Genomic DNA, 23445 nt, shown 5'->3' with positions numbered 1-23445 from the left:
CCGGCTCAGGCCACCGGCCGGAGCCGCTCAAAAAAGCCGGTTGAGGCCGTCGTAGGCCGCTACCCGATAGGCTTCGGCCATGGTCGGGTAGTTGAAGGTGGTGTTGACGAAATACTTGAGGGTATTTTGCTCACCCGGCTGGTTCATGATCGCCTGGCCAATGTGCACGATCTCCGAGGCCTGGTAGCCGAAGCAATGCACGCCGAGCACTTCCAGGGTTTCGCGGTGGAACAGGATTTTCAGCATGCCTTGCGGCTCACCGGCGATCTGCGCACGCGCCATGCTCTTGAAGAACGCCTTGCCCACTTCGTAAGGCACCTTGGCCTTGGTCAGTTCGTGCTCGTTCTTGCCGATGGAGCTGATCTCGGGAATCGTGTAGATCCCGGTGGGCACGTCGTTCACGTAGCGCCAGCTGCCATTGTCGACAATGCTGCCAGCGGCCGAGCGGCCCTGGTCATGGGCGGCACTGGCCAGGCTTGGCCAGCCGATCACGTCACCGGCGCCGTAGATGTTCGGCACGCAGGTGCGGTAGTTCTCATCCACTTCGATCTGGCCACGGCTGTTGACCTTGACCCCGATGTTTTCCATGCCCAACTTGTCGGTGTTGCCGGTACGGCCGTTGCACCACAACAAGGCGTCGGCCTTGATCTTCTTGCCGGACTTGAGGTGCAGGATCACCCCGTTGTCCAGGCCTTCGACCCGCTCGTACTCTTCGTTGTGGCGCACGGTGATGTTGTTGTTGCTGAAGTGGTAGCTCAACGCCTGGGAAATTTCCGAGTCGAGGAAGCTGAGCAACTGGTCACGGTTGTCCACCAGCTCCACCAGTACACCCAGGCCGCTGAAGATCGAGGCGTATTCACAGCCGATCACGCCGGCGCCGTAGATGATCAGTTTGCGTGGGGTGTGGCCCAGGCTCAGGATGGTGTCGCTATCGTAGATACGCGGGTGGTGGAAATCGATGTCCGCCGGGCGATACGGGCGCGAACCGGTGGCGATGATGATGTGCTTGGCCACCAGCTTCTCGACCACGCCATTGGCGCAGACCACTTCGACGGTTTGCTCGTCGGCGAAGCTGCCGGTGCCGAAAAACAGGTCGACGCGGTTACGGGCGTAGTAGCCGGTACGCGAGGCGACTTGCTTGGAGATGACTTTTTCAGCGCTTTTCAATACGTCCGGGAACGAGAACCAGCGCGGCTCACCAATGGCCCGGAACATCGGGTTGGTGTTGAACTGCATGATCTGCCGTACCGAGTGACGCAACGCCTTGGACGGGATGGTACCCAGGTGGGTGCAGTTACCGCCGACCTGGCGACGGCTATCGACCATCGCCACCTTGCGCCCTGCTTTGGCAGCGTTCATCGCCGCACCTTCTCCAGCTGGGCCGGAACCCAGTACCACCACGTCGTAGTTGTAGACAGCCATGCGTACTCCTCAGAACAGGCCAGGCGTACGGTTGGACGCCGGGCTAAATCATGCCGCGGCCAGCGTGCATGAAGGACAATTTGGCTCAAGTGTGTGAACCGGGGCACAGTCTATAGAAGGCCGAGCGCCGCGAACATTAACCCTTGGTCGCGTCGTAGGCCAGTGTTGCCATACTACAGGACGCAAACCAGCGCCGAATTCAGGATGAGCCATTATGCGACAACTATTTTTTTGTTTAATGCTGATGGTGTCGCTCACGGCGCACGCCAACGATGCGCAGCGGCTCAAGCAGGCGAGCTTCCCGGCACAGGTCGAGGGGCTGGCCTTGAAAAACCAGGCGGTGTTCAACTATCTGTGGGCGGATGTGTATGCGGCGGCGCTGTATGCACCAGCTGACCTGCCGGCAAAGCAGGCCTGGGACCAGCAGAAGGCTGTGCGCCTGGCGCTGTATTACTTTCGCGACATCGACCGCAATGATGTGATCAAGGCGGCCACCGTCACCCTGGAACGCCAGCAGGCCAATGCCGGGTTGAACTCGGAGATAGCCAAGCTGCACGCGCGCTTTCGGGATATTCGCAGCGGCGATCGCTATGCCCTGGATTTTCGTCCGGGGCGCGGGTTGAATCTGGAGATTAATGGGCAGGTGGTGTTCAGCAGCCCGGACGCTGAATTAGCGAAGGCCTACCTGGGTATCTGGCTGGGTCCCAAAGGGCTGTCGGACAGTTTGCGCAATACGCTACTCAAGTGAGGGCGGCGTTGACGGTTCCATCGTCATCGCGGGCAAGCCCGCTCCCACAGGTAAATGCATTTCAACTGTGGGAGCTGGCTTGCCTGCGATAAGGCCCTCCCAGACACCACAAAACCCACAGGCATAAAAAAGCCCCGAACCAGTCGGGGCTTCTTCATTCAGCGCAAAGGCTTAGCGCGGAAACGCAGGCGGGTTGACCCCAGCCATGTCTTCCATCACGCGAACCACCTGGCAGCTGTAGCCGAACTCGTTGTCGTACCACACGTACAGCACAACACGGTTGTCCTGGGTGATGGTCGCTTCGGCGTCCACCACACCAGCATGGCGCGAGCCCACGAAGTCGGTGGAGACCACTTCCTGGGAATTGACGAAGTCGATCTGCTTGTGCAGGTCGGAGTGCAGCGCCATGTAGCGCAGGTACTCGTTCATCTCTTCACGGGTGGCGGCTTTCTCAAGGTTGAGGTTGAGAATGGCCATCGACACGTTCGGCGTCGGTACACGGATGGCGTTACCGGTCAGCTTGCCAGCCAGCTCAGGCAGGGCCTTGGCAGCAGCGGTAGCAGCACCGGTCTCGGTGATCACCATGTTCAACGCGGCGCTACGGCCACGGCGATCGCCTTTGTGGAAGTTGTCGATCAGGTTCTGGTCGTTGGTGTACGAGTGAACGGTTTCAACGTGGCCGTTGATGATGCCGAACTTGTCGTTCACGGCCTTGAGCACCGGCACGATGGCGTTGGTGGTGCAGGACGCGGCGGACACAATCTTGTCGTCAGCGGTGATTTCAGCATGGTTGATGCCGTGCACGATGTTCTTGAGCTTGCCCTTGCCAGGCGCGGTCAGCACAACGCGGTCAACACCCGGGCACGCCAGGTGCTGGCCCAGGCCCTCGGCATCACGCCATACGCCGGTGTTGTCCACCAGCAGCGCGTCTTTGATGCCGTACTGGGTGTAATCCACCTCAGTCGGGTTCTTCGCGTAGATCACCTGGATCAGGTTACCGTTGGCGGTGATGGTGTTGTTTTCTTCGTCAATGGTGATGGTGCCATTGAACGAGCCATGTACCGAGTCGCGACGCAACAGGCTGGCGCGCTTGGTCAGGTCGTTCTCGGCGCCTTTGCGCACCACGATGGCACGCAGGCGCAGGCCGTCGCCGCCACCGGTTTTTTCGATCAGGATGCGCGCCAGCAGGCGGCCAATACGACCGAAGCCGTACAACACCACGTCGGTGCCTTTACGGGCGGCAGCGTTTTGCTGGCCAACCACATCGGCCATTTCTTCACGCACGAACTGCTCGGCGGTGCGGCCAGCGCCTTCTTTGCGGAATTTGTACGCCAACTTGCCCAGGTCTACCGAAGCCGCGCCGAGCTTGAGCTCGCTCATGGCTTTGAGCAGTGGGAATGTTTCGTGGACGGAGAGTTCGCTGTCGTCGGCGGAGCGATGGCGCGCAAAGCGGTGGGCTTTGAGAATCGCGATGACAGACTGGTTGATCAGGCTGCGGCCATAGATCGAGCTCACCACATTGTTATTGCGGTACAGCTGACCGATAAGCGGAATCATCGCTTCAGCGAGTGCTTCACGGTCGATCCATTCACCAAGACACTGGTCGGGCTTCTGAGTCACGGGAACCTTCCACATGTAGGGGCAGAAAAAAGGGGCTACATTATGTCGCCCGACTGAGCGTTGAGCAATGCGCCAAGGGCAACAAAAAGCCCTTGCAAAAAAATACCACCGCGCTACAGCCCAGGAAACACGCGGGTTCCAGAAGGCCACTAGTTTGGCGAGCAGGCCGACTTGTCCGTAACCCTCCTAAACATTCGCGCATTTTGGCACTACATATTGAGTCAAAACCCGCCATTGTTTGTCTTAGCCACTACATTTCCTACAAACCGTAATAGGCACAGTCAGCAACTGACAGGCGGCACCTGGGGCCGTTACAATTACCGACTTTGTCGCAACGCTTGGAGCTCAACCTTCCGTGCCCGTTCTGCGTCTACCGCTACTCCCTGCCGCGGCAGGTAAACAGCACTGGGGCAACCTGCCCGGTGCCGCCCTGAGCCTGGCCATTGCCGAGGCTGCCAGCGCAGCCAAGCGCTTTACCCTGCTGCTCACCGCCGACAGCCAAAGTGCCGAACGGTTGGAGCAGGAGCTGAGCTTCTTCGCCCCGGATTTGCCGGTGCTGCATTTTCCCGACTGGGAAACCCTGCCTTACGATCTGTTCTCGCCGCACCAGGACATCATCTCCCAGCGTATCGCCAGCCTGTACCGCTTGCCGGAACTGGCCCATGGCGTGCTGGTGGTGCCGATCACCACTGCCCTGCATCGCCTGGCGCCGACCAAGTTCCTGCTCGGCAGCAGCCTGGTGCTGGACGTCGGCCAGAAGCTCGATGTGGAGCAGATGCGCACGCGCCTGGAAGCCAGCGGCTACCGCTGCGTCGACACCGTGTACGAACACGGTGAGTTCGCGGTGCGCGGCTCCTTGATCGACCTGTTCCCGATGGGCAGCAAGTTGCCGTACCGCATCGACCTGTTCGATGACGAGATCGAGACGCTGCGCACCTTCGATCCAGAGAACCAGCGCTCCATCGACAAGGTCGACTCGATCAAGCTGCTGCCGGCGCGGGAGTTCCCGCTGCAAAAAGACGCGGTCACGCGCTTCAAGGCGCGCTTTCGCGAACGCTTCGACGTGGATTTCCGTCGCTGCCCGATCTTCCAGGACTTGAGCAGCGGCATCACGCCTGCGGGTATCGAGTACTACCTGCCGTTGTTCTTCGACGAAACTTCCACCCTCTTCGACTACCTGCCCCAGGACACCCAGGTGTTCTCGCTGCCGGGTATCGAACAGGCGGCGGAAAACTTCTGGAACGACGTGCGCAACCGCTATGAAGAACGCCGCGTCGATCCGTCCCGGCCTTTATTGCCGCCCGCTGAACTTTTTCTGCCGGTGGAAGACTGCTTCGCGCGCCTGAAAAACTGGCCACGTGTGGTCGCCAGCCAGCAGGACGTGGACGCCGGTAGTGGCCGCGAGCGTTTCCCGGCGAGCGCGCTGCCCGATTTGGCGATCCAGGCCAAGGCCACGCAACCGCTGGAAGCGTTGTCCAACTTCCTCGGCGACTTCCCCGGCCGCGTACTGTTCACCGCCGAATCCGCCGGGCGCCGCGAAGTGCTGCTGGAGCTGTTGGAGCGCCTGAAGCTGCGGCCGAAAACCGTCGACAGCTGGCCGGATTTTGTCGCCAGCAAAGAGCGCCTGGCGATCACCATCGCGCCGCTGGACGAAGGGCTGCGGCTGGATGACCCGGCGCTGGCCTTGATCGCCGAAAGCCCGCTGTTCGGCCAGCGCGTGATGCAGCGCCGACGCCGGGAAAAACGCGCCGACGCCAACAACGACGCAGTGATCAAAAACCTCACCGAGCTGCGCGAAGGCGCGCCGGTGGTGCATATCGACCATGGCGTGGGCCGCTACCTGGGCCTGCAGACCCTGGAGATCGACAACCAGGCCGCCGAATTCCTCACCCTGGAATACGCCGAGGGCGCCAAGCTCTACGTGCCGGTGGCCAACCTGCACCTGATCGCCCGCTACACCGGCAGCGACGACGCCTTGGCGCCGTTGCATCGCCTGGGCTCCGAGACCTGGCAGAAAGCCAAGCGCAAGGCCGCCGAACAGGTGCGCGACGTGGCCGCCGAACTGCTCGACATCTATGCCCGTCGCGCCGCCCGCGAAGGCTATGCGTTCGCCGACCCGAAAGCCGACTACGCCACCTTCAGCGCCGGTTTTGCCTTCGAAGAAACCCCCGACCAGCAAACCACCATCGAAGCGGTGCGCGCCGACATGCTCGCGCCCAAGCCGATGGACCGCCTGGTGTGTGGCGACGTGGGCTTTGGCAAGACTGAAGTGGCCATGCGTGCAGCCTTTATTGCAGTACACGGCGGTCGCCAGGTGGCGATCCTGGTCCCCACCACCCTGCTCGCCCAGCAGCACTACAACAGCTTCCGCGACCGCTTTGCCGACTGGCCGGTGACCGTGGAGGTAATGAGCCGCTTCAAGTCCGCCAAGGAAGTGAACGCCGCCGTCGCCGATCTGGCCGAGGGCAAGATCGACATCGTCATCGGCACCCACAAGTTGCTGTCGGACGATGTGAAGATCAAGAACCTGGGCCTGGTGATCATCGACGAAGAGCACCGCTTTGGCGTGCGCCAGAAAGAACAGCTCAAGGCCCTGCGCAGTGAAGTCGACATCCTCACCCTCACCGCCACGCCAATTCCGCGCACGCTGAACATGGCGGTATCGGGCATGCGCGACCTGTCGATCATCGCCACGCCACCGGCGCGTCGTTTGTCGGTGCGCACCTTCGTGATGGAGCAGAACAAGAGCACGGTCAAGGAAGCCCTGCTGCGCGAACTGCTGCGCGGCGGCCAGGTGTATTACCTGCACAACGATGTGAAAACCATCGAGAAGTGCGCCGCCGACCTCGCCGAACTGGTACCTGAGGCCCGTATCGCTATCGGCCACGGGCAGATGCGCGAGCGCGAACTCGAACAGGTAATGAGCGACTTCTATCACAAGCGTTTCAACGTGCTGATCGCCTCGACCATCATCGAGACCGGCATCGACGTGCCGAGTGCCAACACCATCATCATCGAGCGCGCCGACAAGTTCGGCCTGGCGCAACTGCACCAACTGCGCGGCCGCGTCGGGCGTAGTCACCACCAGGCTTATGCGTACCTGCTGACACCACCGCGCCAGCAGATCACTTCCGATGCGGAAAAACGCCTGGAGGCGATCGCCAATACCCAGGACCTCGGCGCGGGCTTTGTACTGGCCACCAACGACCTGGAAATCCGGGGTGCCGGCGAGTTGCTCGGCGATGGCCAGAGCGGGCAGATCCAGGCGGTGGGTTTCACGCTGTATATGGAGATGCTCGAACGCGCGGTAAAAGCCATCCGCAAAGGCGAACAACCGAACCTCGACCAACCCTTGGGCGGCGGCCCGGAGATCAACCTGCGCTTGCCTGCGTTGATTCCCGAAGACTACCTGCCGGATGTGCATGCACGGTTGATCCTGTACAAGCGCATTGCCTCGGCGGCCGACGAAGAAGGCCTCAAGGACTTGCAGGTAGAGATGATCGACCGCTTCGGCCTGCTGCCGGAGCCGACCAAGAACCTGGTGCGCCTGACCCTGCTCAAGTTGCAGGCCGAGCAGTTGGGCATCAAGAAAGTCGACGCCGGGCCGCAAGGCGGGCGTATCGAGTTCGAAGCGCAGACGCCGGTCGACCCGTTGGTGCTGATCAAGCTGATCCAGGGCCAGCCCAACCGCTACAAGTTCGAAGGGGCTACGCTGTTCAAGTTCATGGTGCCGATGGAACGTGCCGAAGAACGCTTCAACACCTTGGAGGCGCTGTTTGAACGCCTCATTCCGAAATCCGTTTAAGGACGCCCCCATGCGCGTGTTCCGCATTTTGAGCCTGTTGTTGGTGGTACTCGCACCTTCGGCCTTTGCCGACAGCCTGTATCAGGTGGAAATGATCCTGGTGCGCCAGAATGCGGAACCGGTGATCAACAGCCGCGCCGCCCCGGAAAACTGGGATGCGGGCGCGCCGCGCCTGGGTGAGCGAATGAGCCCGCCGCGCCTGGGTAATATCGTCGACAAGCTGCGCGCCGACGCCAACTACACGGTGCTCGCCCACAAAGCCTGGGAACAGAACCTGGGCGAGCAACCGGTGAAGGTGGCGATCACCGATGGCCAGGAGCAATTCGGCCAGTTCCCTATCGAAGGGGTGTTGAGCCTGCAACTGGGGCGCTTTACCGATATCGACGCGGATTTCTGGATCAACCAGTTCGACGGCAACGGCAGCGTGATTAACAGCGAACACTTGAGCCAGAAAGACGTGCGCACCAAGAACAACCAGCTCAACTACCTGGACGGCGGCCACCTGGCGCTGCTGATCAAGATCACCTCGCTGACCGCCAATCCACCCAGCGCACCACCGCCCGACCTTCAGGACTGATTGCGCGCCATGCCCCTGACGTCGTCGTTGACCAAACCCCTGGCCCCTTCGTGGGCCAACCGCTTCAAAGAGCAAAGCCTTGAGCGCGGGCGGCGCTACGCCCTGGAAAACCGCGTGCGCATCGTCGAGTGCGGCGACAGCACCATCACCGCCAGTTGCGAAGGCTCGGGCGGCAACGTTTACCGCCAGACCATCTCACTGCGCGAATCGGCCAAGGGCCTGCTGATCCTGGTGGACAGCCGCTGCACGTGCCCGGTGCACACCAACTGCAAACACATCGCGGCGGTGCTGCTCAAGGTCCAGGAAACCCTGGCCTACCCGGCAGCGGCCCAGGATGCGCAACTGCTGGAAAAGCTCCAGGCAGTGCTGGATAACCGCGTGGTCCTGCCCCAGGTGGTGATGGACGACGTGCAACCGGTGCCCCGCCTGTGGCTGGCCAGCGTGGAGTTCAGCGCGTTCGAGCCGCGCAACGGCAAGATGCAGCGCTATATCCAGCACCGTGCGGCGTTGTCGTTCAACTACCTGGGCAACTATGTCAGCGGGCAAAAGAATGCCGACATCATTGTGCGCCAGGAGACCCAGAGCCTGCGGATCAAGCGCCATCCCGAGCAAGAACAGGCCTATCGCGAACACCTGCGCCTGCTTGGTTTCAAGATCGCCACGCGCCAGAGCAAGGCCCTGCCGGAAAGTGCCGGCGAGCTGTTCGAGATGGTCAATGACAGCGCCTGGCTGAACTTCACCCTCAATGTGTCGCCCACCTTACGCGCCGAAGGCTGGGAGCTGCAGATCGATGAAGACTTCGGCTTTGACCTCAGCCCCGTCGATGACTGGTATGCCACCGTCGATGAAGGGCCGGAACGCGATTGGTTCGACCTGGAGCTGGGCATCATCGTCAACGGCGAACGTTTGAGCCTGCTGCCGATCCTGCTGAACCTGATGCGCTCCCACACCGAGATTCTCAACCCCGAGAAACTCGCGCGGCGCCGCGATGAAGAGCTGATCCTGGTGAACATCCCTGGCCTGCCCAACGGCCACGGCCCGCTGCAAGTGGCGCTGCCCTACGGCCGCTTGAAGCCGGTGCTGGCGACCCTCGGCGAGTTTTACCTGCAAGAAGCCGGCACCACCGCGCTGCGCCTGGCCAAGGCCGACGCCATACGCCTCAACCCGCTGGAAGACCTGCCACTGCAATGGGAAGGCGGCGAGAAGATCCGCAACTTCGCCCAGCGCCTGCGCGATATCAAGGATTTCACCTGCGCGGCGCCTGAAGGCTTGAATGCGACCTTGCGCCCCTATCAGCTGGAAGGCTTGAGCTGGATGCAGTCACTGCGCCAACTGGAGGTGGGTGGGATACTCGCGGATGACATGGGCCTGGGTAAAACCCTGCAAACCCTGGCGCATATTCTTACCGAGAAAATCGCCGGGCGCCTTGATCGGCCGTGCATGGTCGTGATGCCTACCAGCCTGATCCCGAATTGGCTCGATGAGGCTGCGCACTTCACCCCGCAGCTGAGAGTGCAGGCACTTTATGGCGCGGGGCGTAAGAAACATTTCGCCAACCTGAATGACTACGACCTGCTGCTGACCACCTACGCCCTGCTGCCCAAGGACATCGAACAGCTCGCCGCCCTGCCCTTGCACGTCTTGATCCTGGATGAAGCGCAGTACATCAAGAACCCGTCCAGCAAGGCGGCCCAGGCCGCGCGCGAGCTGAATGCCCGCCAGCGCCTGTGCCTGAGCGGCACGCCCTTGGAAAACCACTTGGGCGAGCTGTGGTCGCTGTTCCACTTCCTGCTGCCGGGTTGGCTGGGCGACGTGAAGAGTTTCAACCGTGATTACCGCGTGCCGATTGAAAAACGCGCCAGCGAGGTGCGATTGCAGCACCTCAACGGCAGGATCAAACCCTTCCTGCTGCGCCGTACCAAGGAGCAAGTGGCAACCGAACTGCCGCCCAAGACCGAGATTATCCACTGGGTCGACCTCAACGAGGCCCAGCGCGACGTGTACGAAACCATGCGCCTGGCCATGGATAAAAAGGTCCGCGACGAAATCACCCGCAAAGGCGTGGCCCGCAGCCAGATCATCATCCTTGAAGCGCTGCTGAAACTGCGCCAGGTGTGCTGCGACCTGCGGCTGGTCAACGACGCTACCCTGCCCGCCCGTGGCAGCAGCTCGGGCAAGCTCGACAGCCTGATGGACATGCTCGATGAGCTGTTTGCCGAGGGCCGCCGGATCCTGCTGTTCTCACAGTTCACCTCGATGCTGAGCCTGATCGAGGCTGAGCTGAAAAAACGCGGGATTGCTTACGCTCTGTTGACCGGCCAGACCCGGGATCGACGTACACCGGTGAAAGACTTCCAGAGCGGCAAGCTGCAGATCTTTTTGATCAGCCTGAAAGCCGGTGGCGTAGGTTTGAACCTGACCGAAGCCGACACGGTTATCCACTATGACCCCTGGTGGAACCCGGCCACGGAAAACCAGGCCACCGACCGTGCGTACCGCATCGGGCAGGAAAAGCCGGTGTTTGTGTACAAGATGATTGCCCGAGGCACGGTGGAGGAGAAAATTCAGCACTTGCAGAAGGAGAAGTCCGATCTGGCGGCGGGCGTGCTGGATGGGCGTACGACTGGGGACTGGCAGTTGGGCAATGATGAGATTGAGGCGTTGTTTGCGCCGCTGCCCAACAAGCAAGAGAAGCGCTGACTGTTAGGCCGCCTTCGCGAGCAAGCCCGCTCCCGCACTTGAATGTATTCACAAATCAAAATGTGGGAGCTGGCTTGCCTGCGATGGCCGCGCCGCGGTCTTCAGCCGATCAACTGCGCATCCCGCAACGCAGTAAGCGCTGTCAGCCAACGCGGGTCCTGCTTATAGTCCGTCGAGGCAACCGCCTGCCCACGCATACGTGCAATCCGCGCCGAGGGCGTGACCTTCATCCGCTGCGCTGCACTGAGCGCCAACTCGGCCGCCGCACGGTCATTGCACACCAAGCCCATGTCACAACCGGCGGTCAGCGCCGCTTCGATACGACTGGCCGCATCGCCGACCACATGGGCGCCGGCCATGGACAGGTCATCGCTGAAGATCACCCCGTCGAACTGCAACTCACCGCGCAGAATGTCCTGCAACCAGCGGCGTGAGAAGCCGGCGGGCTGGGCATCGACCTGCGGGTAGATGACGTGCGCCGGCATCACGGCGGCCAGTTGCTTGCTCAGGCGTGCGAAAGGCACCAGGTCATTGGCGCGAATCTGTTCCAGGCTGCGCTCGTCCGTGGGAATAGCGACGTGGGAATCGGCCTCGGCCCAACCGTGGCCAGGGAAGTGCTTGCCGGTGGCGGCCATGCCGGCGCTGTTCATACCGCGGATAAAGGCACCGGCCAGTACGGCAGCGCGCTCGGGGTCACCTTCAAAGGAGCGGGTGCCGACCACGGCGCTGCGTTGGTAGTCGAGGTCCAGCACTGGGGCAAAACTCAGGTCCAGGCCCACCGCAAGCACTTCGGTGGCCATGATCCAACCGCATTGTTCGGCCAGGTATTCGGCGTTGGGGTTATCCGCCAGCGCACGCATGGCCGGCAGGCGCACGAAGCCTTGGCGCAGACGCTGCACGCGGCCGCCCTCCTGGTCCACGGCCAGCAGCAAATCCGGACGCACTGCGCGAATGGCTGCGCTCAACTCGCGAACCTGGCGCGGGTGCTCGATATTGCGCGCAAAAATGATCAGGCCGCCCACTTCCGGTTGGCGCAACAGGTGACGATCCTCGGCCGTGAGCCAGGTACCGGCGACGTCGACCATCAAAGAACCTTGCAGGGCAGCAGTCATAAACCTTCCTTAAATAACGCACACAACCCGTCGTCCTTGCCAGGCACGGCAAGGACGACAGGTTGCGAATAAATAGCTGAAATCGGCATGGCGGCTAGCTTAGCGGATGCAAGCGGCCGCGCCCACCCGCAGCGATCAAACCTTGGCGGCGACCGGTACGGTTTTGCTGCGTGGGCGTAACTGGGCGGCGGCCATGGCCGGATCGCTGACGCCGGTTTCGGCGCGCATGCCAGCGGCGAGGAACGGCACCATCAAGCGCATGACTTGCTCGATGGAAGTGTTTACGCCGAAATCGGTCTCGGCAATTGCCCGCAACGCTTTGATACCAGACATGCTGAAGGCTGCGGCGCCGAGCATGAAATGCACGCGCCAGAACAGTTCGATAGGCGGAATACGCGGGGCCGCTTCGTTGACCAGCAGCATATAGCGGCGGAACACCTTGCCGTACATGTCTTCCAGGTAACGGCGCAAGTGGCCCTGGCTCTGGCTGAACGCCAGGCCCAACAGGCGCATGAAGATCGACAGGTCGTTGCCACTGCGAGGCTGCACAACCAACGCTTGCTCCACCAGGATTTCCAGCAGCTCTTCCAGGCTGGGCTTGTGATCGGCCTTGGCCTGGCGGCGTTCCAGCTCACGGTCGAGGCTTGCGCAGAACGGGCCCAGAAAGCGTGAGAATACCGCCTGGATCAGGGCCTTTTTCGAGCCGAAATGATAGTTCACAGCAGCCAGGTTGACCCCAGCCTTGCTGGTGATCAGCCGCAATGAAGTTTCAGCAAATCCTTTTTCCGCGAACAATTGCTCGGCAGCATCGAGAATGCGTTCAACGGTTTCCGACTGGGCCATGGCTACTCCGCCTGACAAACACTTGTTTGAAACATACGTTTCAGAGTGTGTCTTGTCAAGCCTGCAGGTCCGCTTTGCGGCTGGTCGGTCATCTGTTTCATCGCTATTTAATCACATCCTCGCAGCTCTGTAGGCAGCGCCGCATCTGCTGTGTAGGACGGCTGACGGATGACCGTCCAGCGGAGCCGCTAAAAAGGATGATTGCCAAGCGCAGTTCACTGTATATAATCCCAGTCACTGTATAAAAAGACAGAGCGATCAACATGCTAAAACTGACGCCACGCCAAGCTGAGATTCTGGCTTTTATCAAGCGCTGCCTTGATGACAATGGTTACCCGCCTACCCGTGCGGAGATTGCCCTGGAGCTGGGGTTCAAATCCCCGAACGCCGCCGAGGAACACCTCAAGGCCCTCGCTCGCAAAGGTGCGATCGAGATGACCCCAGGTGCTTCGCGGGGTATTCGTATCCCTGGCTTCGAAGCCAAGGCCGACGAGTCGACATTGCCGATCATCGGCCGCGTCGCCGCAGGTGCGCCGATCCTGGCGCAGCAGCACGTCGAGGAATCCTGCAACATCAACCCGACCTTCTTCCATCCCCGCGCCGACTACCTGTTGCGCGTTCACGGCATGAGCATGAAGGACGTGGGCATCTTTGACGGTGACCTGCTGGCGGTCCATACCACCCGCGAAGCTCGCAATGGCCAGATCGTCGTGGCCCGTATCGGCGACGAGGTCACGGTCAAACGCTTCAAACGTGAAGGCAGCAAGGTCTGGCTCCTGGCCGAAAACCCTGAGTTTGCCCCGATCGAAGTCAACCTGAAAGACCAGGACCTGGTGATCGAAGGCTTGAGTGTCGGCGTCATTCGCCGCTAAAGGAGGCATCATGCAGCTCGTACACACCCCACAACACGCACAACTGTCGCTGTTCGAGGCCTTCATGGCCCAACCCCTTGCGCCAATCCTCAAGGAAACGGTCGAAGCCCCCTGGGGCGGCGAACCTGAGGCGTTCAGTGAATTGTCGTTGCGCGGTGCGGCTGAGAGCTGCCTGAACCTGCTGGCACCTATCCTGCGCGAATTAAGCGAAGATCAGGACGCCCGCTGGCTGACACTGATCGCCCCGCCCGCCAGCCTCACCCAGGCCTGGCTGCGGGACGCCGGGCTCAACCGCGAGCGCATCCTGTTGCTGCAACCACGCGGCGCGCAAAGCGCCCAGCAGCTTACTTGCGAAGCCTTGCGTCTAGGCCGTAGCCATACGGTGGTGAGCTGGTTGAACCCTTTGAATGCAAGCGCCAAGCAGCAACTGATCAGCGCTGCGCGCATGGGTGATGCGCAGAGTTTAAATATTCGATTGGGGTAATGACGGGCGCGCCACAAACGCAGCCTTCACCAAGGACTCAGTGAAGAACGCGCGGCCCTTCTTCTTTCTCCGGCTCGCCTTCGGCAAGGCGACCTGCCATCTGTACGCCCACGCTCAACATGGCTTTAGCCACTTCGACGTGCTGACCTTGCAGGAAGACTTTGGCGTCTTCGGAGAAATCCAGAATAACCAGAGAACCCTCGTCCTCCGCCCGGCGCAGTTCGATTCGGCCGTCAGGCAGTTCAACAATTTCCAGAAAGGACGTTGGCATAAAAGTCTGTTCTCCACGAAAGGCCTGGGATTATATCAGTCATCCACCCAGCCTCGCAGAGGATATGGACAGGTTTGTTGACGGCTTGATGAATGGTGCCCTGGGCAACACGCTAATCAATGTGGGAGCTGGCTTGCCTGGGATGGCGGAGTATCAGCAAATAATCAGCAAACGGACCCACCGCTATCGCAGCATAAGTATCTATACAACTTTGTAAGCCGTAGCAGCCAACGGTAACCACGATGCGAAGCGAGCAGCTCTTGATCTGCTCTTGATCTGCTTTTGATCTTGATCTCAGGCGCCCCGTTAAACCACGCTGGCCGAACGCAGGCTTGAATTCGTGGGTAACCCGGCAGGACGCCGGGTTAGCCGCCCCGCGCCATGGATGGCGCGTGGCGGCGGCCCACGGATTCAAGCCTGTGTTCGGGCACACCGAGCCTAGGCGAGGGGCCGAGTGGAGGGGCAAGAGCGCTTTGGTTACTTTCGCGCTTTTCGAAAGTGACCCGCCGTCAGGCGGAACCCTAAGTGGCCGTAACCGCAGGAATGGATATGTACTCGGTATAACAGGGTCGCCTGCCAGACCGCCTTCGCGAGCCCGCTCCCACAGGTTGAACGCGGGGCATCAGGTCGATAGGTGTCGGCTGGCAGGCCGTCATCGCAGGCAAGCCAGCTCCCACAGTTTGATCGCGGGGCGTCAGGTCGATAGGTATCGGCTTTCAGACAAGCCCCCACATATGGATCCTAGAGCGTCAGGTACATAAGCGTCGGCTGTCCGGTCGTCACGGGAGCAAGCTCCCTCGCCACAGGTTCAGCGTCGCTCCGAAGCCAGCCCCCACATTTGCTTAGTGCAAACCCTTCAGCACTCGTTCAACCCTTCACGAAAACGCAGCGCCATCTTCTTCAGTTCCTGGCGCCAGCCTTCCAATTCCTCACGGCTCAAAGGCTTGGGCTCATCCTGCTCCAATGCCACGGCGACGATCAGCGGCTGGGTAACATCCCCCTTGGGCACATGGGGAATACGCGGTGGCTGAAACATATCCGCATGGGCCTTGAGCAGCCGCGCCACCCAACTGTCAGGGCTTTGGGCCATTTCCACCAACTCGGCCAACTCGGGGATCGCCATGGAATCCAACACTTCACGATTCATGATCATTTCCGCCCGAGGCGCGCCCGCTTGGGGCAAGCGATAGAACCCGGCGATTTCATGGCACAGCCCCAGCAAGGCACCGTACAGGTGGAACAACGCCGCTTCGCGCCCCGCCTGTACCAGCGCGATGGCATTCATCTCTTTCCCTTCCTCGGCACGGCCAAGGGCCTCCAGGGATAAACCCGCGAAGTAAATTTTCTGATTGGTACGGGTATAGAGTTCGTTGGCCATGACGGCAATCTCCACAACGAATAGGCGTGATGCTGGCTGTGTAGGAGCGAGCTTGCTCGCGAAAAACCTCCAGGCACCGTAGGGTGCCAGGTTTCCGGCGTTTTCGTTAACGATCTTCGCGAGCAAGCTCGCTCCTACAGTAAGCAAAAGCCGTCTATACAGACGGCTTTTGGCGTTAACAGACTAGCGGATCAAGCGCCTTGGCGCTTGTCCTCGACCTTCCACTTGCCGCCGTCGTAGAACGCTTTCCAGCCAGTCGGCTTGCCGTCCACTTCGGTCTGCACGTACTGCTCCTTGGTCTTGCGGCTGTAGCGGATCACGGCTGGGCGACCATCCGGGTCCTTCTTCGGCGCTTCACACAGGAAGTGGTACTTCGGATCGATCTCGTCCTTGTGCGGCACGATCTCCATCACCAGCGGCGCACGGGTCTCGCGGTTTTTCGGGAACTGGCTCGCAGCCAGGAACAGCCCCGAAGCGCCGTCACGCAGGATGTAGGTGTCGTTGACCTTCTCGCACTTGAGCTCAGGCATCTTCACCGGGTCCATCTTCGGCGGCGCCGCATCCCCGCTTTTCAGCAGTTTGCGGGTGTTTTTGCACGTCGGGTTGGTGCAACCGAAGAACTTGCCGAAACGGCCGGTCTTGAGCTGCATCTCACTGCCGCACTTGTCGCATTCCAGGCTCGGGCCTTCATAGCCCTTGATGCGGTAGGTGCCCTCTTCGATCTCGTAGCCGTTGCAATCGGGGTTGTTACCGCAGATGTGCAGCTTGTGCTTCTCGTCCAGCAGGTAAGCGTCCATCGCCGTGCTGCAGATCGGGCAGCGGTGCTTGCCGCGCAACACCAGCGACTCGGACTCACCCTCATCATCAGCCGCAATTTCATCGCCCGGCACCAGGTTGACGGTCGCCTTGCAGCGCTCTTTCGGCGGCAGGCTGTAGCCTGAACAACCGAGGAACACGCCGGTGGAGGCGGTACGAATCTGCATCGGCCGACCGCAGGTGGTGCACGGGATATCCGTCATCACCGGCTGGTTGGCGCGCATCCCGTTCTCAGGGTTCTCGGCCACTTCGAGCTTTTTCTTGAAGTCGCCATAGAACTCGTCGAGCACGTTTTTCCAGTCGCGTTCGCCCTGGGCCACGTCATCGAGGTTCTCTTCCATGCCCGCGGTGAAACCGTAGTCCATCAGGTTGGAGAAGCTCTCCGACAGACGCTCGGTCACGATGTCACCCATCTTTTCCGAATAGAAACGACGGTTGTGCAACGCAACGTAGCCACGGTCCTGGATGGTGGAGATGATCGCCGCGTAGGTCGATGGACGACCTATACCGCGCTTCTCCATCTCTTTGACCAGGCTGGCTTCGGAATAACGCGCCGGCGGCTTGGTGAAGTGCTGGGACGGGTCGAGCTTGATCAGCTTCAACGTGTCGCCCTGGGCCATGTCCGGCAGCACGTCATCATCGCCAGGCTTGGCAATCTGCGGCATCACGCGGGTATAGCCGTCGAACTTGAGGATACGGCCCTTGGCACGCAGCTCGAAATCGCCCGCGCCCACGCTGACGGTAGTAGACAGGTATTGCGCCGGCAGCATCTGGCACGCCAGGAATTGGCGCCAGATCAGCTCGTAGAGGCGCTCAGCGTCGCGCTCCATGCCGCTCAGCTTGGCAGGCGTGGTGTTGGCGTCAGAAGGACGAATCGCTTCGTGAGCCTCTTGTGCGCCTTCCTTGCTGCTGTAGACGTTCGGCTTCTCCGGCAGGTAGGTCTTGCCGAATTCGCTTTCAATATAGGTACGCGCCATCGCCACCGCGTCTTGCGACAGGTTGGTGGAGTCCGTACGCATATACGTGATATAGCCAGCCTCATACAGGCGCTGGGCCATCATCATGGTCTTCTTCACCCCGAAGCCCAGGCGGTTGCTCGCGGCTTGTTGCAGGGTGGAGGTGATGAACGGCGCCGACGGCTTGCTGCTGGTCGGTTTGTCCTCACGCTTGACGATGCTGTAGCTGGAGGCTTTGAGCTTCTCCAGCGCGGCCATGGCCTGGGCTTCGTTCAGCGGTTTGAAGGCCTCGCCTTTCTCACGGGCCACTTCAAAGCGCACATTGGCGCCCTTGGCAGTGCCGAGGTCGGCGTGGACTTCCCAGTACTCTTCAGGGATGAACGCACGGATCTCGCGCTCACGTTCCACCACCAGCTTGACCGCTACCGATTGCACACGGCCGGCGGACAGGCCACGGGCGATCTTCGCCCACAGCAATGGCGAGACCATGTAGCCGACGACGCGGTCGAGGAAGCGACGGGCCTGCTGGGCGTTGACACGGTCGATATCCAGCTCGCCCGGCTTGGAGAACGCTTCCTGGATGGCTTTCTTGGTGATTTCGTTGAACACCACGCGCTTGTAGCGGCTGTCATCACCGCCGATGGCTTCGCGCAGGTGCCAGGCAATGGCTTCCCCTTCGCGGTCCAAGTCCGTCGCGAGATAGATGGTGTCAGCATCTTTGGCGAGCCGGCGCAGCTCTTCGATGACCTTTTCCTTGCCCGGAAGGATTTCGTACTTGGCCTTCCAGCCATGGTCCGGGTCCACACCCATGCGCGAAACCAGTTGCTTGCGCGCTTTTTCTTTAGGCGTGAGTACCGGACCTTCGCCCGCGGCGGCCTTTCCGCGCTTGGCGGCAGGCTCCTTGCTGGCGCTAGCCGAACCGCTGGTGGGCAGGTCTCGGATATGGCCGATACTCGACTTCACCACGTACTCGTTGCCCAAGTACTTGTTGATGGTCTTGGCCTTAGCCGGGGATTCCACAATGACCAGCGATTTGCCCATGGATCGGAAAATTCCTGAATTCGAGAAGTGAAAGGCAGTTGGCGCCTGACGCGGCAACGCTATATATAGTGGCAACCGGATGAGGTCAAGCGCAGCATTCTGCGCGACCTGCCGTTATTGCCCTGTAAAAAGACTGGGTTCGGCCGTGACCAAAGCAAAGCGCGGGACCTGCTCGCCGTCAACTTCGACGGTCTCCAGGAACATGCTCAAAGGGCGCACCCAAAAACCGTATTCGCCATACAGCGCTTGGTAAAACACCACTTCTTCTTCGGTTTCAGAGTGGCGCGCCACACTGAAAACACGGTACTGCGGCCCCTTGTAATGCTGGTAGAGCCCTGGTTCGACTTTCATGCTCTGGCCCTCGTACAAAATTTGTTGAAAAAAAATATTTAAAAGTTCCAAAAAACAAAAACCGGGGCACTGGGCCCCGGCTTCCGTCAACCGAACGTTTAGACGCGTTCGAAGACGGTGGAGATGCCTTGGCCGAGACCAATGCACATGGTTGCAACCCCGAGGTTGCCGCCATTTTGCTTCATCACATTAAGCAAAGTGCCGGAGATACGCGCACCGGAGCAACCGAATGGGTGGCCCAGGGCAATCGCACCGCCGTGCAGGTTAACCTTCTCGTTCATCTTGTCGAGTACTTTCAAATCTTTCAGCACTGGCAGGGCCTGTGCGGCGAAAGCTTCGTTGAGCTCGAAGAAGTCGATATCGGAGATGGAAAGGCCTGCGCGCTTCAAGGCTTTTTGTGTGGCCGGTACTGGACCATAGCCCATGATCGCCGGATCCACACCCGCCACCGCCATCGAACGAATCACGGCCAACGGCTGGATACCCAGGTCCTGGGCACGCTGCGCCGACATCACGATCATGCACGAAGCACCGTCAGTGATCTGCGAGGAAGTACCGGCTGTCACGGTGCCGCCCTTTGGATTGAAGGCTGGCTTGAGGGCCGCCAGGCTTTCCAGGGTGGTGTCCGGACGAATGGTTTCGTCGTAGTCGAACAGTTTCAGAAAACCGTTTTCGTCGTAGCCGTTCATCGGGATGATTTCATCCTTGAACTTGCCTTCCACAGTCGCCTTGTGAGCGAGCTGGTGGGAACGCAGGCCGAAGGCGTCCTGGGCTTCACGGGTGATGCCGTGCATCTTGCCGAGCATTTCCGCGGTCAGGCCCATCATGCCCGAGGCTTTCGCCGCGTAGAGGGACATGTGCGGGTTAGGATCGACGCCGTGCATCATGCTGACGTGGCCCATGTGCTCCACGCCGCCGACCACGAACACATCGCCGTTGCCAGTCATGATCGCTTGCGCAGCGGTGTGCAGCGCGCTCATCGAGGAGCCACACAGGCGGCTGACGGTCTGGCCGGCCGCGGTGTGCGGGATCTGGGTCATCAACGACGCCATGCGCGCGATGTTCCAGCCCTGCTCCAGGGTCTGGTTGACGCAGCCCCAGATCACGTCCTCGACCTCGTTCGGGTCGACCTTGGTGTTGCGCTCCAGCACTTTGCTGATCAGATGCGCCGACATGTCTTCGGCGCGGGTGTTGCGGTGCATGCCGCCCTTGGAGCGGCCCATCGGCGTACGACCGAAGTCGACGATCACGACGTCTCTTGGATTCAAGCTCATAAATATTCTCGCTCTAGTCGTCTGGGCACTTAACCGAAGAAGCTCTGGCCATTCTTGGCCATTTCACGCAGCTTCGCGGTCGGGTGGTACAGCGGGCCCAGATCAGCGTACTGATCAGCCAGGGCAACGAACTGGGCCACACCGATGGAGTCGATGTAACGCAGCGCACCACCACGGAATGGAGGGAAACCAATACCGTACACCAGGCCCATATCGGCTTCGGCGGCGGTTTCAACGATGCCGTCTTCCAGGCAACGCACGGTTTCCAGGCACAGGGCAATCATCATCCAGTTGATGATGTCCTCGTCAGACACCTCACGCTGTTCGTAGATGACCGGAGCGAGTACTTCGTGCACCGATGGGTCGGCCACTTTCTTCTGCTTGCCCTTCTTGTCGGTCTCGTAGGCGTAGAAACCCTTGCCGTTCTTCTGGCCCAGGCGCTTGGCTTCGTAGAGTGCGTCGACAGCCGAACGACGGTCGTCTTTCATGCGGTCCGGGAAGCCTTCAGCCATGACGTCGCGACCGTGGTGGCCGGTGTCGATGCCGACCACGTCCATCAGGTACGCCGGGCCCATTGGCCAGCCGAATTTTTCCATGACCTTGTCGATACGCACAAAATCCACACCGGCGCTGACCAACTTGGCGAAACCGCCGAAGTACGGGAACAGCACGCGGTTGACCAAGAAGCCCGGGCAGTCATTGACCACGATCGGGTTCTTGCCCATTTTCTTGGCGTAGGCAACGGTGGTGGCCACGGCCAGCTCGCTGGACTTCTCGCCACGGATCACTTCTACCAGCGGCATCATGTGCACCGGGTTGAAGAAGTGCATGCCGACGAAGTTTTCCGGACGCTTGAGGGCCTTGGCCAGCAGCGAGATGGAAATGGTCGAAGTGTTGGAGGCCAGGATGGTGTCATCTTTGACCTGGGCTTCCACTTCAGCCAGCACGGCTTGCTTGACCTTCGGGTTTTCGACAACCGCTTCGACCACCAGGTCGACGTGGCCGAAATCGCCGTAGGACAGCGTAGGACGAATGCCGTTAAGCACTTCAGCCATTTTTGCAGCGGTCATGCGGCCTTTATCAACGCGGCCCACCAGCAGCTTGGCGACTTCGGCCAGGCCCTGCTCGATCCCGTGTTCGTTGATGTCTTTCATCAGGATCGGCGTGCCTTTGGACGCCGACTGATAGGCGATACCGCCACCCATGATACCGGCGCCGAGTACGGCAGCCTGTTTCACGTCCTTGGCAATTTCGTCGTAGGCCTTGGCCTTTTTCTTCAGTTCCTGATCGTTCAGGAACAGGCCGATCAGGCTCTGGGCCGCCGAGGTTTTCGCCAGTTTGACGAAGCCTGCCGCTTCCACTTCCAGGGCTTTGTCGCGACCGAAGTTCGCGGCCTTCTGGATGGTCTTGATCGCTTCAACCGGCGCCGGGTAGTTCGGGCCGGCCTGGCCTGCCACGAAACCTTTGGCGGTTTCGAACGACATCATCTGTTCGATGGCGTTGAGCTTGAGTTTTTCCAGCTTCGGTTGACGCTTGGCTTTGTAGTCAAATTCGCCGCTGATGGCGCCCTTGATCAGGTTCAGCGCGGCTTCGGCCAGCTTGTCCGGAGCTACTACAGCGTCGACGGCACCGACTTTCAGTGCGTCTTCAGCCTTGTTTTCCTTGCCGGCGGCGATCCATTCGATCGCGTTGTCAGCACCGATCAGGCGCGGCAGGCGCACGGTACCGCCAAAGCCTGGGTAGATGCCCAGCTTGACTTCCGGCAGGCCGATCTTGGCCGTCGCGGACATGACGCGGAAATCTGCCGCCAGGCACATTTCCAGGCCGCCGCCCAACGCGATGCCATTGATGGCAGCAACGGTCGGCACGTTGAGGTCTTCGAAATCGCTGAAGATCTTGTTGGCTTCGAGGTTGCCAGCCACCAGCTCGGCATCGGGCAGCTTGAAGTTGTCGACGAATTCGGTGATGTCAGCGCCGACGATAAACACGTCCTTGCCGCTGGAGACGATCACGCCCTTGACCGAAGCATCTGCTTTGATGGTGTCTACGGCCTGACGCAGTTCGTTCAGGGTTAGACGGTTGAACTTGTTGACGGACTCACCCTTGAGGTCGAACTTGAGTTCGACGATGCCACTTTCAAGAGCCTTAACCGTGATGGCTTTACCTTCGTAAATCATCAACTGATCTCCACGATATGGAAGCTGAACAGTACACACTGGACGCTGGTCTCTGGTTTGACATTGACAGTTGAATCAATGCTCACGCCAATCCGCCAGGCACACCCGCCAGTGCGATAGTCGGGTTTTGTATGAGTCGTCTGACAGGCAAACGCTCAATTCATACGCCCGTTTGATTTGGGTACGCCACCTTCATCCAATTCCGAGCAATTGTCAATCGCTCCAAAGGCTAGTAAAAACGCGACTTTCCAGTCATTTCAGAACCCGGCCCACAGGCGGGCCACCCGTCAATATTCAAATATTCACAGGATCAATAATAGAAAAGATGTGGGAAAAGGCTGTACAGAAAGGAATACCCGGCTAGGCTAGCGGCAACCTACAGATTTACCGGCCTGCCTGGCCACCTCCAGCCCGATGATGATGTCGGGCTTTTTATTGCCCGGCTTTTGTGTAGGAGCGAGCTTGCTCGCGAAAACCTGGAGAGCGCCGCGTATAGCCTGATTATCCGCGTTATCGTTGGCGATTTTCGCGAGCAAGCTCGCTCCTACAGGGTTTGGGTCAGGCCAGGGCCTTGAGCAGCGTATCGATGTCTTTGAGTACGCTTGCGTCGCCCTTCTCGCCCCAATACAAAGCAATCATCTGTTTGTCGGCCTCGACCTTGTAGACGTTCGCCGGCAGCGTTGCAAAATGCGGCAACAACTTCTCATCCACACAAGGCTCACGCCACTGATTGACCCACAGCCCCGGCTCCATCTGCCAGTAACTCCAGGTCGCGGGCATGCTGCCACGCCGTGGTCGGCAGTACTGCGCGCAAGGGCTCGGCGGCTCCTGTTTGAGCCAGTGCGGCCACTCCTGAGGCGCCAACTGCATGGCCAAGCCGATGCGGCGTGCCTCCATGCGCAGGGCCATGCGCCCGCTCTGCTGGCGCGAAGGACGCAGCCATACCAGGGGGCTCAAAACCACCGCAAGGATTGACACCACTATCCAGACCGTCATAT

18 protein-coding genes and 1 pseudogene are annotated in these 23445 nt (G+C 60.3%); 6 read left to right on the top strand and 13 right to left on the bottom strand.

The features are described from left to right. Positions 1–27: 27 nt before the first annotated feature. Positions 28–1422 carry a Si-specific NAD(P)(+) transhydrogenase gene (gene sthA, locus E1K68_RS08510; RefSeq protein ID WP_003189670.1) on the bottom strand — a complete coding sequence of 465 codons (1395 nt, stop codon included), beginning with the start codon at positions 1420–1422 and terminating at the stop codon, positions 28–30. Positions 1423–1636: 214 nt separating this feature from the next. Here sthA and E1K68_RS08505 point away from each other — a divergent pair, with 214 nt between their 5' ends. Further along, positions 1637–2170 (top strand): chalcone isomerase family protein, encoded by a 534-nt coding sequence (locus E1K68_RS08505; protein ID WP_069557144.1) that lies wholly within the window; start codon positions 1637–1639, stop codon positions 2168–2170. Positions 2171–2341: 171 nt separating this feature from the next. Here E1K68_RS08505 and E1K68_RS08500 read toward each other — a convergent pair whose 3' ends face one another. Beyond that, positions 2342–3805 (bottom strand): glyceraldehyde-3-phosphate dehydrogenase, encoded by a 1464-nt coding sequence (locus tag E1K68_RS08500; RefSeq protein WP_032900472.1) that lies wholly within the window; start codon positions 3803–3805, stop codon positions 2342–2344. Positions 3806–4145: 340 nt separating this feature from the next. Between E1K68_RS08500 and mfd the strand changes: the two genes are divergently transcribed. The 3 genes from mfd to E1K68_RS08485 are packed head-to-tail and all read left to right on the top strand — an operon-like array spanning position 4146 to position 10872. Further along, positions 4146–7595 (top strand): transcription-repair coupling factor, encoded by a 3450-nt coding sequence (gene mfd / locus E1K68_RS08495; RefSeq protein WP_212613958.1) that lies wholly within the window; start codon positions 4146–4148, stop codon positions 7593–7595. A 10-nt stretch (positions 7596–7605) separates the two neighbouring features. Continuing rightward, a complete protein-coding gene (locus tag E1K68_RS08490) occupies positions 7606–8172 on the top strand; it encodes a CsiV family protein (RefSeq protein ID WP_212613957.1) in 567 nt (188 codons plus the stop codon). A 9-nt stretch (positions 8173–8181) separates the two neighbouring features. Further along, positions 8182–10872, top strand: a complete 2691-nt coding sequence (locus E1K68_RS08485; RefSeq protein ID WP_003189664.1) for a DEAD/DEAH box helicase — start codon at positions 8182–8184, stop codon at positions 10870–10872. A 101-nt stretch (positions 10873–10973) separates the two neighbouring features. Here the strand turns inward: E1K68_RS08485 and nagZ are convergent, their stop codons facing one another. Together nagZ and E1K68_RS08475 are read right to left on the bottom strand one after the other, a co-directional pair. Beyond that, entirely contained in the window at positions 10974–11984 is a 1011-nt protein-coding gene (nagZ, locus tag E1K68_RS08480; RefSeq protein WP_094774410.1) for a beta-N-acetylhexosaminidase, read from the bottom strand. A gap of 135 nt (positions 11985–12119) precedes the next feature. After that, positions 12120–12827, bottom strand: coding sequence for a TetR/AcrR family transcriptional regulator (locus E1K68_RS08475; RefSeq protein WP_003189661.1), 708 nt, complete (start codon positions 12825–12827; stop codon positions 12120–12122). Between the two features lie 263 nt (positions 12828–13090). Between E1K68_RS08475 and lexA the strand changes: the two genes are divergently transcribed. Continuing rightward, complete coding sequence (gene lexA, locus E1K68_RS08470) at positions 13091–13699, top strand: transcriptional repressor LexA (protein WP_003172575.1); 609 nt, start codon at positions 13091–13093, stop codon at positions 13697–13699. 10 nt (positions 13700–13709) lie between these two features. Continuing rightward, positions 13710–14183 carry an SOS-induced cell division inhibitor SulA gene (gene sulA, locus E1K68_RS08465; protein ID WP_003189659.1) on the top strand — a complete coding sequence of 158 codons (474 nt, stop codon included), beginning with the start codon at positions 13710–13712 and terminating at the stop codon, positions 14181–14183. Positions 14184–14220: 37 nt separating this feature from the next. Here sulA and E1K68_RS08460 read toward each other — a convergent pair whose 3' ends face one another. From E1K68_RS08460 to E1K68_RS08425, 9 genes and pseudogenes are all read right to left on the bottom strand, one after another. Next, complete coding sequence (locus E1K68_RS08460) at positions 14221–14454, bottom strand: hypothetical protein (protein ID WP_003189656.1); 234 nt, start codon at positions 14452–14454, stop codon at positions 14221–14223. Between the two features lie 856 nt (positions 14455–15310). Beyond that, entirely contained in the window at positions 15311–15832 is a 522-nt protein-coding gene (locus tag E1K68_RS08455) for a DUF6586 family protein (RefSeq protein WP_003189653.1), read from the bottom strand. 39 nt (positions 15833–15871) lie between these two features. Further along, positions 15872–15994: pseudogene (locus E1K68_RS28135) on the bottom strand (outer membrane lipoprotein carrier protein LolA); the annotation flags it as partial. A 29-nt stretch (positions 15995–16023) separates the two neighbouring features. Continuing rightward, complete coding sequence (topA, locus tag E1K68_RS08450; protein ID WP_003189652.1) at positions 16024–18645, bottom strand: type I DNA topoisomerase; 2622 nt, start codon at positions 18643–18645, stop codon at positions 16024–16026. A 114-nt stretch (positions 18646–18759) separates the two neighbouring features. Beyond that, positions 18760–18996, bottom strand: coding sequence for a DUF1653 domain-containing protein (locus tag E1K68_RS08445; protein ID WP_003189651.1), 237 nt, complete (start codon positions 18994–18996; stop codon positions 18760–18762). A 98-nt stretch (positions 18997–19094) separates the two neighbouring features. Further along, a complete protein-coding gene (gene fadA / locus E1K68_RS08440; protein WP_003189650.1) occupies positions 19095–20270 on the bottom strand; it encodes an acetyl-CoA C-acyltransferase FadA in 1176 nt (391 codons plus the stop codon). 29 nt (positions 20271–20299) lie between these two features. Beyond that, positions 20300–22447, bottom strand: a complete 2148-nt coding sequence (fadB, locus tag E1K68_RS08435) for a fatty acid oxidation complex subunit alpha FadB (RefSeq protein ID WP_212613956.1) — start codon at positions 22445–22447, stop codon at positions 20300–20302. A gap of 365 nt (positions 22448–22812) precedes the next feature. Further along, positions 22813–22983 (bottom strand): hypothetical protein, encoded by a 171-nt coding sequence (locus E1K68_RS28130; protein ID WP_236269839.1) that lies wholly within the window; start codon positions 22981–22983, stop codon positions 22813–22815. 22 nt (positions 22984–23005) lie between these two features. Further along, positions 23006–23443, bottom strand: coding sequence for a hypothetical protein (locus E1K68_RS08425; protein ID WP_212613955.1), 438 nt, complete (start codon positions 23441–23443; stop codon positions 23006–23008). Between the last annotated feature and the right edge of the window lie 2 nt (positions 23444–23445).

This window comes from Pseudomonas sp. B2021, assembly GCF_018135665.1.
GTDB lineage: Bacteria > Pseudomonadota > Gammaproteobacteria > Pseudomonadales > Pseudomonadaceae > Aquipseudomonas > Aquipseudomonas lactis.
The sequence above is the reverse complement of the archived record's forward strand: the minus strand, read 5'-3'. Positions and strand labels throughout refer to the sequence as shown.

What these genes read in the sequence shown, in the direction of transcription:
- lexA (WP_003172575.1), top strand. Translation starts at nt 13,091, where the DNA reads ATGCTAAAACTGACGCCACGCCAAGCTGAGATTCTGGCTTTTATCAAG.
- topA (WP_003189652.1), bottom strand. Translation starts at nt 18,645, where the DNA reads ATGGGCAAATCGCTGGTCATTGTGGAATCCCCGGCTAAGGCCAAGACC.
- sthA (WP_003189670.1), bottom strand. Translation starts at nt 1,422, where the DNA reads ATGGCTGTCTACAACTACGACGTGGTGGTACTGGGTTCCGGCCCAGCT.
- E1K68_RS08500 (WP_032900472.1), bottom strand. Translation starts at nt 3,805, where the DNA reads ATGTGGAAGGTTCCCGTGACTCAGAAGCCCGACCAGTGTCTTGGTGAA.
- sulA (WP_003189659.1), top strand. Translation starts at nt 13,710, where the DNA reads ATGCAGCTCGTACACACCCCACAACACGCACAACTGTCGCTGTTCGAG.
- fadA (WP_003189650.1), bottom strand. Translation starts at nt 20,270, where the DNA reads ATGAGCTTGAATCCAAGAGACGTCGTGATCGTCGACTTCGGTCGTACG.
- E1K68_RS08490 (WP_212613957.1), top strand. Translation starts at nt 7,606, where the DNA reads ATGCGCGTGTTCCGCATTTTGAGCCTGTTGTTGGTGGTACTCGCACCT.
- E1K68_RS08445 (WP_003189651.1), bottom strand. Translation starts at nt 18,996, where the DNA reads ATGAAAGTCGAACCAGGGCTCTACCAGCATTACAAGGGGCCGCAGTAC.
- E1K68_RS08475 (WP_003189661.1), bottom strand. Translation starts at nt 12,827, where the DNA reads ATGGCCCAGTCGGAAACCGTTGAACGCATTCTCGATGCTGCCGAGCAA.
- E1K68_RS08460 (WP_003189656.1), bottom strand. Translation starts at nt 14,454, where the DNA reads ATGCCAACGTCCTTTCTGGAAATTGTTGAACTGCCTGACGGCCGAATC.
- E1K68_RS08455 (WP_003189653.1), bottom strand. Translation starts at nt 15,832, where the DNA reads ATGGCCAACGAACTCTATACCCGTACCAATCAGAAAATTTACTTCGCG.
- E1K68_RS08425 (WP_212613955.1), bottom strand. Translation starts at nt 23,443, where the DNA reads ATGACGGTCTGGATAGTGGTGTCAATCCTTGCGGTGGTTTTGAGCCCC.
- nagZ (WP_094774410.1), bottom strand. Translation starts at nt 11,984, where the DNA reads ATGACTGCTGCCCTGCAAGGTTCTTTGATGGTCGACGTCGCCGGTACC.
- E1K68_RS08485 (WP_003189664.1), top strand. Translation starts at nt 8,182, where the DNA reads ATGCCCCTGACGTCGTCGTTGACCAAACCCCTGGCCCCTTCGTGGGCC.
- E1K68_RS08505 (WP_069557144.1), top strand. Translation starts at nt 1,637, where the DNA reads ATGCGACAACTATTTTTTTGTTTAATGCTGATGGTGTCGCTCACGGCG.
- fadB (WP_212613956.1), bottom strand. Translation starts at nt 22,447, where the DNA reads ATGATTTACGAAGGTAAAGCCATCACGGTTAAGGCTCTTGAAAGTGGC.